This is a genomic window from Clostridium sp. AN503 (assembly GCF_040719375.1).
In the GTDB taxonomy this organism is placed as follows: Bacteria; Bacillota; Clostridia; order Lachnospirales; family Lachnospiraceae; genus Brotaphodocola.
Window position 1 is genome coordinate 130,136 of record NZ_JBFDTP010000002.1, and the last position, 12,810, is coordinate 142,945.

The window sequence follows — 12,810 nt, forward strand, 5'->3', positions numbered from 1 at the left end:
GAAATCATGGGAAAGAAAAAATGGCTTACAGAAGATGCAAAATGGGGCTATCTGCTGGTAGCGCCAACGATCATCGGCCTGGTACTGTTAAACGTATATCCGTTTATCCAGACCCTGGTCTTAAGTTTTTCCACCACGCATCCCTTTGGATATTATGAGATCACGGGTGTCGGGAACTATGTACAGATGTTTTCCGATAAGGAATTCTGGAAAGCGACCTGGAATTCCATCTACTTCTGCATCCTGACCGTGCCGCTGGGAGTGTTCCTCTCCCTGCTGACGGCGGTCCTGTTAAATGCGAAGATCGCGGGCAAGACGGCGTTTCGGGCGATCTATTTCCTGCCGATGGTAGTGGCGCCCGCGGCTATCGCTATGGTGTGGAAATGGATCTTCAACGCGGAGTACGGGATCATCAACCAGATCATCGGAACCAAGGTAAACTGGCTGACCAACCCGGCGCTGGTGCTCCCGGCCTGCGCGGTGGTGGCGATCTGGAGCGCCGTAGGGTATGACGCGGTGCTGCTTTTATCGGGTATCCAGAATATTTCCAAAAGCTACTATGAGGCGGCAAGCTTAGACGGGGCCAGCAAGGTGCAGCAGTTTGAACTGTCCCCCTTGTCAAGGACATTTTTAAAAGTGGGGCAGTTTATTTTTCCTCCTCTTTTACCTACATCCTGTTCTCAGATGTCCTGTTTTCTATTATTATGGTATTCTATGATAGTTTTAAGTAATCTTGTTACTTTGAAGTATTCTGCCTCCTAATTCCTCCGGCCTTTTTGTAATCACCGGACAGGACGGCCTGTTGGGGATATCCAGTGGATACTTCCCAGTGATGAAAAAGTCATAAAACTCGTTTGGGGCTAACTTTGCAAGTTTCCATTGGTAACGCTCATTATTGTAGTACTCCATATAGTCATCTATCACACACTTTACTTCGATGAACGCAGCACAATCCGCCAGGTTTCCCCTGATGTGGTCCTTCATATGCCCGAAGAAGCTTTCCTGCGGGGCATTGTCCCAGCAGCAGCCCTTGCGGGACATGGACTGGCGCAGTTTTCTGTCATAAAGGATGTTGATAAAGCTTCGGCTGGTATAATGACAGCCCTGGTCGCTGTGGATAATTGTTTCGGCATGCAGGGAGATTCCATGGTCTGCGATCAGCCTCTCCACTGTTTCCAGTACGAAGTCCACTTCCAGCGATTCGCTGAGCACATAAGAGAGTATCTGTTTCGTAAAAGCATCCAGGATCGTAGACAGATAAGCAAACCTTCCGGCATAAGGCAGGTAAGTGATATCTGTCAGCAACACCATCCTCGGCCCATAACTTTCGAACTCACGGCGGAGCAGGTTATCCGAAACACTTCCAGTCCGGAGCGCTTTTGCGAGTCTCTTATTGGGATTCGGGCCCCGGTATGGGCAGGACAGCCGGAACTTTTCCATCAGCCTGCGGATCTTTTTCAGGTTCATGATGACCGGAGGGTCACTGTGGAGCAGAGCCATATGGATGCCCCGGGCTCCTTTGGGATAACCGTGCTGCTTATAAGCGGACAGTACCAGCTCGAAATCCCGGCGGTCCTCCTCTTCCTTCTGCTCACGGACCGGGGCAGCTTTCAGCCAGGCATAATAGCCGCTCCTGGAAACCCCGGCTGCCGAACAGAGTTCTTTGGCGGAGAGGGTGTTCCCGTTCTGTGCCAGGGTCTGCTGAATAATCTCAAAAATACACGAAGAGTCGTTCATGAGCAGTGCACCTACTTTCTGGTAGTTCTGACTGCAGAAATTTTTTTTAAAAACTCCACTTCCTGTTTCAGGTAATCGACCTCATGCCGAAGCTGTTTCAGTTCTTCTTTTTCAGATGCATGGTTATCACCCGTCTGCTCCTGGGGCTGCCTCTTTCCATGTGTGTAGTTCCCTTCGTAGAAACAGCCGTACTTCTTGTACTGTTCCCGGATGTGGCCGGAAATACTCCAGATCCTGCGCTCCCCCAGGATGGCCGGGTTATAGCCGTGATCCTCCAGAATCTTCCGGGGAAGTTCCCCTTTCTGGTATTCTGAATAAAAGATCTCTTTGAACTCTTTGGTAAGGTTCAATTGAAACTGGGTCACGCTGTAGGTGTAAGGGTTTTGTCGCAGCAACAGTATTTCTTCTTCGGTAAAGGGTTTTCTGCTCATGGTATTCCTCCTGTTGTTCTTAATTTAAGAATACCATAAGGAAAGTGAATATGCCAAAAGAAAACGGGGGCCAGGCTAAAGTTCCGGGGTGCAGTCCAATAAAACGGGTACACCAGCAGAGTGTGTGCATTATAAGGGGACGGGAATGCAGGGGGCTGTTCATATTTAAGGGGCTGACAAGGCGGTCTGTCTAAAAAGAGGGTCCCCCACTTTCCAATGTGTCCACACTTATGGGTACATTATAGTTCTTTCAGATCACCCTGCCGATGGTGTCCCCCACTCTGTTTGTGGTGCTGATCATGCGGCTTATGGCATCCATCAAGGTGTACGACCTGATCTACATGATGGTGGATCAGAGCAACCCGGCGCTGACCAGCGCACAGTCGCTCATGTATCTGTTCTACCGGGAATCCTTTGTGGCGGGCAACCGTGGATATGCGTCTGCGATCGTTGTCTGGACCGTGCTCCTCATAGCAGGTGTGACGGCGCTGCAGTTCTGGGGACAGAAAAAATGGGTCAACTACGAGGTATAAGGAGGGAAAATCATGGATTCGTTACAGAGAAATTACCGGAGAACAAAGATGCTGGTCTATCTGACGCTGGGAGCCGGGGCAGTGCTGATGATCTTCCCGTTTTTATGGATGCTCCTCACCAGCTTCAAATCAGCCGGGGAGAGCGTACAGATCCCCCCGACCATCCTTCCGAAGCAATGGCTGACGGACAATTATACCAAAGCATTGACCAGCCTGCCCTTTATGAAGCTGTATCTCAACACGACGCTGCTGATCATATTCCGCGTGATCCTGGCGGTAGCATTTTCCTCCGCAGCCGGATTTGCGTTTGCGAAGCTTCAGTTTAAGGGAAAGAACCTGCTGTTTGGCATCGTGCTGATGCAGATGATGCTGCCGTCCCAGATCTTTATCATTCCCCAGTATCAGATGCTGGCGAAGATGGGGCTGACCAATACGATCTTTGCCCTGGTGTTCCCGGGGATCGTCAGCGCTTTTGGGACCTTCTTCCTGCGCCAGTCCTATATGGGGATTCCCGACGAGGTGGGCGAGGCGGCTTACCTGGATGGCTGCAATAAATGGCAGGTATTTACAAAGGTGATGATGCCTCTCACAAAGGCATCCATGGCGGCCCTTACGATCTTTACGGCAGTATTTGCTTATGCTGACTTGATGTGGCCGCTGATCGCCAACACGGATTTAAATAAAATGACCCTGTCCGCAGGGCTTTCCACTCTGCGCGGACAGTTTACCACCAATTACCCGGTTCTGATGGCAGGCTCCATGCTGGCCATGGTCCCGATGGTGATCCTGTATCTGGCGTTCCAGAAGCAGTTTATTGAGGGAATCGCCATGACAGGCGGAAAATAAATACAGAATATTGACAGGCAGAAGGGAGACAGTTCCATGGGGATTACTTATCAGGAAAACGGACGGTTATTTACACTACATACGGAGCACACCACCTATCAGATGAAGGTGGACCAATACGGCTATCTGCTCCATCTCTATTACGGAGGGCGTGCTGACGGCTCCATGGAGTATCTCTTAAACTATGAGGACAGGGGGTTTTCGGGGAATCCATATGAGGCGGGAAGCGACCGCACCTATTCCCTGGACGCCCTGCCCCAGGAATATCCGACCCAGGGGACCGGCGATTACCGCAGCCCGGCCCTGGTGGTGAAAAACGGGGACGGGAGTGTCAGTACGGTCCTCAAATATGCCGGTCACAGCATCGTGGCGGGGAAATACGGGCTGCCGGGGCTGCCGGCTGTGTATGCGGAGGCCGGGGAGAGTGCGGAACCGCCGGGAGCTGCGGGCGAGGCAGACCGCGCGGAAACTCTGGAGATCTACCTGGAGGATCGTGCAAACGGGCTTCGGGTCACGCTGTTCTACGGCGTTTTGCCAAAGCGGGATGTGATCACCAGGGCGGTCAAGGTCGAAAACCGGGGCGGGGCGGATCTGGAGCTTTTAAAGGTGCAGACGGCCTGTCTGGATTTTCTCTACGGCGATTATGACCTGATCAGCTTTTATGGGCGTCATGCCATGGAGCGGAATTACCAGAGGACGGCGGTAGGTCACGGCGCGCAGGTGATCGGGAGCAGGCGGGGAACCTCCAGCCATCAGTACAATCCATTTGTGATCCTTGCAGGGCGGGAGGCCACGGAGCGTCACGGGGAATGCTATGGCCTGTCTTTTGTATACAGCGGTATGTTTAAAGCGGAGGCGGAGAGGGACCAGTACGGACAGACCCGGATCAGCATGGGGCTTCAGGATGAGCTGTTTTCCTGTGTCTTAAAAGCAGGAGAAACATTCTACGGCCCGGAGGTCATCTTAAGCTGCACCACAGAGGGGCTTTCGGCCCTGTCCCACAATTTCCACCGGGTGATCCGCCATAATCTCTGCCGGGGCATCTATAAGACGGCGCGGCGTCCGGTGCTGATCAACAACTGGGAGGCCACGTATTTTGACTTTGACGGGGAGAAGCTGTATCAGATCGCCAAGCAGGCGTCGGAACTGGGCGTGGAGATGTTCGTGCTGGACGACGGATGGTTCGGGAATCGGAATACGGACACAACCGGTCTGGGAGACTGGTCCGTCAATGAAGCAAAGCTTGGATGCACGCTGGGGGAGCTGGCGGAGCGGATCAACGGCCTTGGCCTGAAATTCGGCCTGTGGGTGGAGCCGGAGATGATCTCCGAGGACAGCGGGCTTTACCGGGCCCACCCGGACTGGGCATTTGCGGTTCCCGGAAGGAGACCGGTGCGTGCCAGGGACCAGCTTGTTCTTGATTTTTCAAGAAAAGAAGTGAGGGAGCATATTTTTGAGAGTATCTGTCAGGTACTGGATCACGCCAATATTGAGTATATCAAGTGGGATATGAACCGGAGCATTGCGGATGTGTATTCAGCCACCGCTTCCAGGGAGGACCAGGGGATGGTCATGTACCGGTATATGCTGGGGCTTTATGATTTTCTGGAGCGACTTCTGGCCTGGTATCCCGGACTGCTGATCGAGGGATGCAGCGGCGGCGGCGGACGGTTCGACGCGGGGATGCTTTACTATACGCCTCAGATCTGGTGCAGCGACAATACGGATGCGGTCGACCGTATCCATATCCAGTACGGGACCTCCTTTGGCTATCCGGTGTCGGCGGTGGGTTCCCACGTCTCGGCGGTGCCGAACCATCAGAACGGCCGGATCACATCCATGGAAACCAGAGGCTGCGTCGCCATGGCGGGCAGCTTTGGGTATGAGCTGGATCTAAGCCGCCTCACTGAGGAGGAAAAGGTTTGTGTGAAGGAACAGACGGCGGAATATAAAAAGTACTGGAATCTCATTCACAATGGGGATTATTACCGGCTTACCTGCCCGCCTGCGGGCGATGCGCTGGGGGCCTGGATGTATGTGAGTGAAGATAAGGGTGAGGCGCTTATGCAGGCGGTGACACTGGAAGCCCACGGAAACCCGCTGACCCTGAGTGTGAGACTGGCGGGGCTGGACCCGAAGGGCATGTATGAAAATACGGAAACCGGAAGCCGGTATTGTGGGGCGGCGCTGATGGAGGCAGGCATACCGCTTCCCCGGTTAAAGGAAGAATACCAGAGCTGCAAACTGCATTTGCGGCGGATCCAGGCGGAACACGGATGACAGGGAAAGCGCAGGAGGACGGATACGGATATGAAAAAAGGGGAGCAGACCTTCAGGGCGCGTCTGGAGCGCCACTTAGATGAGTTAAAATGGCTTTACATGGAACTTTATGATGATGAGTCACAGTTTGCATACCTGCTGGAACAGCTCCACCAGTTCTACGAGGAGCGCAAACCGGCGTTAAAAAGGCTGGATGAGCGGAGGGAACAGGACGGAGACTGGTACAGGAAACCGGGAATGACCGGGATGATGCTGTACGTGGAGCAATTTGCCGGTACATTGGCCGGGGTAAGGGAAAAGCTTGATTACATCCGGCGGTGCGGCGTTAACTACCTGCATCTGATGCCGCTTTTGGACACGCCGGAGGGGCGGTCTGACGGAGGGTACGCGGTGGCCGATTTCAGGAAGGTGCAGCCGAAGCTTGGCACCATGGAGGATTTAGAGACCCTGGCCGATGCCTGCCGCAGGAGAGGGATCAGCCTCTGTCTGGATTTTGTCATGAACCATACCTCTGAGGACCATGAGTGGGCGAAACGGGCCAGGGCAGGGGAAAAAGAATACCAGGACCGTTATTTTTTCTTCGGGGACGGATCTGTGCCTGCCCAGTATGAACGCACGGTACCGCAGGTGTTTCCAACCACGGCGCCGGGGAATTTTACCTGGCTGCCGGAGACCGGACATTATGTGATGACCACCTTCTATCCCTACCAGTGGGACTTAAATTACCGCAATCCGGTGGTGTTTGGGGAAATGATGTTTAACCTTTTATATCTGGCTAACCGGGGGATCGATGTGATACGGATCGATGCGGTGCCCTATATCTGGAAACAACTGGGGACCAACTGCAGGAATCTGCCGCAGGTGCACACGATCGTCCGTATGATGCGCATGATCTGCGAGATCGTATGCCCGGGCACCGTGCTGTTAGGCGAGGTGGTGATGGAACCGGATAAAGTGGCGCCTTATTTTGGCACAGTAGAGAAGCCGGAATGCCACATGCTCTACAATGTGACCACCATGGCGACTACCTGGCATACCCTGGCAGCCCGGGATGTGCGGCTCTTAAAGCGCCAGATGGAGATCGTGGGAAGCCTGCCGCCGGAGTACACATTTTTGAACTATCTGCGGTGTCATGATGACATCGGCTGGGGGCTTGATTATCCGCTTTTAAAGACCTGGGGCATGGAGCAGGTTCCTCATAAGAAATTCTTAAATGACTATTTTACCGGGAAGCGGGCAGACAGCGTGAGCCGGGGGGAACTTTACAATGAAGACCCGGCGACCGGTGACGCCAGGTTCTGCGGAACGTCGGCATCCATGTGCGGGATTGAGAAGGCGGGATTTGAAAATGATCAGGCGGCTATGGAGACGGCAATTCGGACCGATGTGATGCTGCATGCATTTATGCTGTTTCTGTCCGGCATCCCCATGATCTACAGCGGGGACGAGATCGGGCAGGTCAATGACTACAGTTACCACGATGACCCGCTTAAAGCCGCGGATTCCCGTTATATTCACAGGGGCAGCTTTCAGTGGGATCTGGTAGGGCGGATCGATCTGCCGGGAACGGTCCAGAACGGGATATTCCACGGACTGAGGAAACTGGAAATGATCCGGGCGCAGCAGACGGCATTTGACGCCTCAGCATCCTTTGGCACACTGGACACCGGAGACGATGCGGTGCTTGGCCTTGTGAGGGAATCAGGCGGCGAGCGGATCATCGGAGTATTCAATTTCAGCGGACAGCAAAGGAACATAAGGGTGAGCGGAGAGGAAGGCAGTTATGAGGATCTTATGGATGGAGCAATCCGTGAGCTGCCGCAGGCAGAGCTGGAGGCCTATGGATTTTGTTGGTTAAAACGATTGGAGCCGTTGTTATAAATGGAAAAATATCCCGCCGGTGTTATTTAAAACCTGTTTGAAACGTCGTATATTTTTAGTTGTGACGGACAGAATAAGACGTGTACAAAGGAAGTACAAATCAGAAACAGGTGAGTCCATGGGTAAACCGGAAAAGAAACTGAAGAAAATTATATTAATACTGGGAATTACAGGCGCAGTATATGGGAGCTTCCGCTTCCTGCTGCCCCTTGTGATTCCCTTTTTGCTGGCCTGGGGGCTGGCGGTTCTTCTGCGGCCGTCGGCGCAGTGGATCGCCGGACACTGCCGGGTGCGGATACCAAGGGGGATTGTTACTCGATGGTTTGCAAGTCGGGCGGGCGGGAAGCCAGGACCGCCCGGTGTAAAGGCCGGGGAATATTACATTGGCATACCTGTCGGCGTGGCGGGGGTGCTGGAGCTGCTGGTCATTACAGCAGCGGTCTCTGTGGGAATATATCTGGGCGGCCGGAAGCTGTGTCTGGAGGCCAGTCTTTTCATAAACCGCATACCGGAATGGATCGGGATACTGGATACATGGCTGACAGCGGTCTGCCATGACATGGAAGATATCTTCTGTCTGAAGGCCAATGTGCTGGTGGTTTTGATGCGGGAAATGTTAAAAGGGCTGATGGGCAGCATCAAGAATGCGGCTATGCCGTATGTGATGGTGAATTCCGTCTCTGTGTTTAAGTGGGGGATCGGCATCTCCGTGATCCTGGTGGTGGTGTTAGTCTCTGTGGGACTCTGCCTGCAGGAGATGGACCGGTGGAAGAAACGGTGCGCCATGTCCATTTACAACCGGGAATATGCATTGATCGGGCGGCGGCTTGCGATCGTTGCCAATGCGTATCTGAAGACCCAGGGAATCATCATGATGCTGACCGCGGCGATCTGCACCGTGGGCTTTTGGCTGCTCGGGAATCCCTATTATATCCTGGCGGGAGTGGGGATCGGGATACTGGATGCGCTGCCCGTGTTCGGGACAGGGACCGTGCTGATCCCCTGGGCGGTGGTCATGTTTTTTAGCGGACGCTGGGGACGGGGGATCGTACTGCTGGCGCTATATCTGATCTGCTATTTTTTGCGGGAGATCCTGGAAGCAAAGCTGATGGGAGACAGGGTGGGCCTGTCCCCCTTAGAAACATTGATGTCTATGTATGTGGGCCTGGAACTGTTTGGGATCGTGGGGTTTTTGCTGGGGCCTGTGGGGCTGCTGCTCATAAAGGATCTGGTGGAGGCGCTTGAGTAGACATTTCCTTAAAATACCGGATCATCTCATGGGTTAAGCTGGCATGGTCGTCGTCCTCTAACGGGATGTCCTCACGTTCAAACCATTCCGCCAGCGCCAGCTCATTTTCATCCAGCCGGATCTCTCCCGGCTCTGCCAGATCGCAGAAATACCCCACCAGCAGCGTGCCGGAGAAGGACCAGGGCTGGCTTTTGTAGTAGCGGACATTGGAGACCTTAAGGCCCACCTCCTCCATGACCTCACGTTTCACCGTCTCTTCTAAAGTCTCTCCGATCTCCGTAAAGCCTGCCAGCAATGCGTACTTTTTATAGGTGCGCCCGTTGTATTTGGAGAGCAGCAGGCGGCTGCCGTCTGTGACCCCGATGATGACGGCGGGGGAGATCCGGGGATAATCCATCTGATGGCAGGCGTCGCAGTACATCATGCGCTCGGTCTCATGGGGGCGGAGCGGCGCCCCGCAGCGTCCGCAGTAGCGGCTGCTCTCGTACCACAGGTACAGCTGGTGTCCGGTGATCCCGGCAAAGGCCAGGTGGCGCGGCGCGCTTCCCCGGAACATGCGGATATTTTCCATCGTAAAGCCGGAGGGCGCCGGCACCGTGATATGGTCCAGCAGGTAAAACGGCCTGCCGTCAATGGAAAACAGATAGGTGTAGGTGTGGTAGATATCATTATTTAAAGCTTCTAAATCTCTGAATTTCGGAAAATCAAACGTGCCGTCCACTAAAAGATCCACGAGTACGGTTTGTCCCTCGTAGTATAAAGCATAGCTGTCCGGCCCCGGAGCCGGATTCCTGTAAGCGTTGTCAAATGTGTGGGGTGCGATGTCCTGTATCATAAATGCCTCTTTTCTCACGGTTTATTTTCATCTACCGGCAATTATAGTACGGAAAAGGAGCGGGCGCAATAGAGAAAAAGAATGATAATTTTCTAACAAATAAATAAAATGAAATTAATTTTTAGTGATTAAGAGGATTTTTAAGATACATACAGAAAACGAAAATGGTTGTTGCATATAGTGAAACAACCGCCGTAAAATGGGGTGAAATTGGTGTTTTTTGATGGTATAGTGAAATTACAAGAGAAGTAAAGCTGAGGCCCAAGAAACAGAGGAGGAAAAAAATATGCTTCTAAATGAGCAGCTGGCGGTGGATGTGGGAAATAAGATTTTAAAAGAAGCTGTGACAGAACAGGATTTTGACGACGTGTTCCAGGCGTTTGAGGAAATCTGTAACAGCGATGAGATCCTGCTGTTTACGCTGAAAGGATACTCAGAGAGTTTCCAGTTTGTATTTGATGAGTATTCCTACGTGATCCTGTTTGAAAACGGAGTATGCAGGACCTTGAAGGGAACGGTCCAGTTTCCGGCTGTGACGTTCTGGATCCATAAGGATGCGGCGCTGGAGATCATAAACGGGCAGGTCTATTCGGCGGTCGCACAAATGAACGGCGATGTGGATTACACAGGCTATAAAGACGGAGCCATCCGGTTTATCCCGATTCTGGAAAGCGCGCTGGACGGGATCGCAAATATTGCAAAAGAAAAGGGGGCGGGAGCATGAGGAAGGTGAGATTTGGCGTAGTCGGCGGAGGCGGTGCGTTCTATTTCCATGCCAACGGCATCCGGGATTCCGAGATCCTGGAGTACACGGCGATCTACGATGTCAACTATGAGAATGCAAAACGCATGGCAAAGAAGTATAAAAACAATCCGATGACCGCATATGAGACCCTGGATGAGATGCTTGAGAGCGATATCGACGCCGTGCTGGTCATGGTACCGCACATTTTCCATGATGATATCGTGGTGAGATGCGCACAGAAGAAAAAGCATGTGCTCTGTGAAAAGCCCATGGGCACCACCATGGAAGGGTGCCAGAGAATGATCGACGCCTGTGAGGAGAACGGGGTCCTGTTCATGATCGCGGAAAACCACCGGTTCCTGCCGGCCCATAACTGTGTCCATGATCTGATCGCGTCGGGCGCGATCGGAAGGGTGCTGATGATCCGGGCATACGAGGGCGTCAATGAGATCCCGGGCCTCAGCATGAGCGGCTTCTGGAAGGGCGACCCGATCAAGGCGGGCGGCGGTTCCCTGATGGATATGGCGGCCCACAAGTTTGCGACCATCGAGTATATCATGGGAAGCCGGTGTGAGGAAGTGACCGCTGTGGCGGCAAAGCAGATGATCAACCTGCCGGAGAAAGCGGAGGACAATGCGGTGGCGATCGCCAGATATGAAAATGGCGCGATCGCGGATGTGATGGTGAGCTTTACACAGATGACGCCGCCCTTTAACAGCCTGGAGGTCTACGGCACCGAGGGGACCATCTTTGAGAACCATGCGTGGGAGAAGCCGGTGCGGGTCTATTCCATGACGTCCAGGGATGAGCGGATGCGGCAGAAATGGTACGAGCCGGACTGTGAACACGCACCGTTCCCCAGATACTATCCGATCTCCGTGAAACGGGAGGATGAGCATTTTGCGATGTGCGTGCTGGAGAACAGACAGCCGGAATTTACGCCTTACCAGGCGATGCACGCTATTGAGGCGATCCTGGCCGGGTATCTGTCCCATATCGAGAAGCGTCCGGTGAAATGTGAGGAGATCCGGGAGATGGGAAAAGAAGGCAGGACTCATGAGATCCTGGAAAAGCTGGCGGCGTCCATCCCGGTCAATAAGAATCTAAAGGAGATAAAAATGGCAGAACCCATAGGATATGAGAAAGGAAAAGCGGCGGCGGTGATGGAAAAATACGATCTGGATCTTCTGATCGCCACATCGCCGATCCACACCTATTACACCACAGGGCTTCCGGTGCTTCACAGCGCGCCGAACCCCATACTGGCGGCCCTGGCAAACCAGTACCCCTATATGGGGCTGATCCGCAGGAGAGGGGAAAATACCGTCGTCCACTGGAACGTATTTAAGAGCGCCGAAGACCTGTGCTGGGCGGCTGACAGCGTAGGCATTGAAAGCCCGCTGGATGTGCAGAGGGCGTTAAAGTGGAAACTGAAGCAGTGGGGGATGGAAGGAAAACGGGTCGGAGTGGAGTCCACCGCGCCCAAGTACGTGATGGATGTGCTGAGCGATCCCAAATGGAACCTGCAGATCGTGGAGGCAGACCAGGCGTTCCGGGATATGCGCCTTGTAAAATCCGACCGGGAGATGGAGCACATATTGAAGGCCACGGAGATCACCGAGACCGCTCTTCGCAGATGTATCGACGCCTGTGCAGTGGGCGTGACGGACAATGAACTGCTTGCCATCGGGAAGAGGGCCATGCTGGATGCCGGCGCGTCCGACTGGGACCACCTGACCATGACCATCGGGGATTCCGATCCCGAGGCCCCCGGAACGGGAAGGGCCATCAAAGAAGGGGAGATCATCCGTCTGGATTTCGGCGCCAACTATAAAGGCTATGTGGCGGACGTGAACTGCCACGTGATCGTCGGGAAAACGCCGGAGGCGGCAAAGCAGCATATTGACGCGCTTTTGGATTTCCAGCATTACATTGAGGAGCGAGTAAAGCCCGGGACCAACATGAAGGCGCTGGGAGAGGAAGCGCGGGCGTACTACACCGCCAAATACCCGGACAGCCTGGCATTTTCCATCGGCCACAGCATGGGGCTAGAGTGTGAGGACGTCCATATCCTCGGGACGTTGGGCGCCATAGACGGCCCGTTTGAGAAAAACATGGTGTTTGAGATCGAGGCATGGGAGAGCTTTGGCGGCGCATTGATCGGCGTCGAGGATACTTATGTGGTGACAGAAGACGGATGCAGGAAGGTAACGACCATTTCCAAGCATATTATTGAGAAATAATCCGGTATCAAAGGGGTCAAAAATCATTTT

11 protein-coding genes are annotated in these 12,810 nt (G+C 53.5%); 8 read left to right on the forward strand and 3 right to left on the reverse strand.

Annotated elements, in window-relative coordinates; genetic code table 11:
• The first annotated feature begins 6 nt into the window (after positions 1-6).
• Positions 7-762 carry a sugar ABC transporter permease gene (locus AB1I67_RS07740; RefSeq protein WP_367029302.1) on the forward strand — a complete coding sequence of 252 codons (756 nt, stop codon included), beginning with the start codon at positions 7-9 and terminating at the stop codon, positions 760-762.
• On the opposite strand, the gene AB1I67_RS07745 is transcribed toward AB1I67_RS07740, so the two are convergent.
• The gene (locus AB1I67_RS07745; protein WP_367029303.1) at positions 724-1,737 is read right to left on the reverse strand and encodes an IS3 family transposase; all 1,014 of its coding nucleotides are present in this window, start codon (positions 1,735-1,737) and stop codon (positions 724-726) included. The two genes, AB1I67_RS07740 and AB1I67_RS07745, sit on opposite strands and share 39 nt — an antisense overlap.
• 11 nt (positions 1,738-1,748) lie before the next feature.
• Positions 1,749-2,168 (reverse strand): HTH domain-containing protein, encoded by a 420-nt coding sequence (locus AB1I67_RS07750; RefSeq protein WP_367029304.1) that lies wholly within the window; start codon positions 2,166-2,168, stop codon positions 1,749-1,751.
• Positions 2,169-2,467: 299 nt separating this feature from the next.
• Here AB1I67_RS07750 and AB1I67_RS07755 point away from each other — a divergent pair, with 299 nt between their 5' ends.
• From AB1I67_RS07755 to AB1I67_RS07775, 5 genes are all read left to right on the forward strand, one after another.
• Positions 2,468-2,701 (forward strand): hypothetical protein, encoded by a 234-nt coding sequence (locus AB1I67_RS07755; RefSeq protein WP_367029305.1) that lies wholly within the window; start codon positions 2,468-2,470, stop codon positions 2,699-2,701.
• Between the two features lie 12 nt (positions 2,702-2,713).
• Positions 2,714-3,547, forward strand: a complete 834-nt coding sequence (locus tag AB1I67_RS07760) for a carbohydrate ABC transporter permease (RefSeq protein WP_367029306.1) — start codon at positions 2,714-2,716, stop codon at positions 3,545-3,547.
• Between the two features lie 36 nt (positions 3,548-3,583).
• Complete coding sequence (locus tag AB1I67_RS07765; protein ID WP_367029307.1) at positions 3,584-5,827, forward strand: alpha-galactosidase; 2,244 nt, start codon at positions 3,584-3,586, stop codon at positions 5,825-5,827.
• A 30-nt stretch (positions 5,828-5,857) separates the two neighbouring features.
• Complete coding sequence (locus AB1I67_RS07770) at positions 5,858-7,708, forward strand: alpha-amylase family glycosyl hydrolase (protein WP_367029308.1); 1,851 nt, start codon at positions 5,858-5,860, stop codon at positions 7,706-7,708.
• A 118-nt stretch (positions 7,709-7,826) separates the two neighbouring features.
• The gene (locus AB1I67_RS07775) at positions 7,827-8,957 is read left to right on the forward strand and encodes an AI-2E family transporter (protein ID WP_367029309.1); all 1,131 of its coding nucleotides are present in this window, start codon (positions 7,827-7,829) and stop codon (positions 8,955-8,957) included.
• Here the strand turns inward: AB1I67_RS07775 and nudC are convergent.
• Positions 8,926-9,792, reverse strand: a complete 867-nt coding sequence (nudC, locus tag AB1I67_RS07780) for an NAD(+) diphosphatase (protein WP_367029310.1) — start codon at positions 9,790-9,792, stop codon at positions 8,926-8,928. The genes AB1I67_RS07775 and nudC overlap by 32 nt on opposite strands.
• A 286-nt stretch (positions 9,793-10,078) precedes the next feature.
• Here nudC and AB1I67_RS07785 point away from each other — a divergent pair, with 286 nt between their 5' ends.
• Both AB1I67_RS07785 and AB1I67_RS07790 read left to right on the forward strand, forming a co-directional pair.
• Positions 10,079-10,516: a hypothetical protein gene (locus AB1I67_RS07785; protein ID WP_367029312.1), complete on the forward strand. Its 438-nt coding sequence runs from the start codon at positions 10,079-10,081 to the stop codon at positions 10,514-10,516.
• Positions 10,513-12,780, forward strand: a complete 2,268-nt coding sequence (locus tag AB1I67_RS07790; RefSeq protein WP_367029313.1) for a M24 family metallopeptidase — start codon at positions 10,513-10,515, stop codon at positions 12,778-12,780. Before AB1I67_RS07785 ends, AB1I67_RS07790 begins: the two co-directional genes overlap by 4 nt.
• Positions 12,781-12,810: the final 30 nt, after the last annotated feature.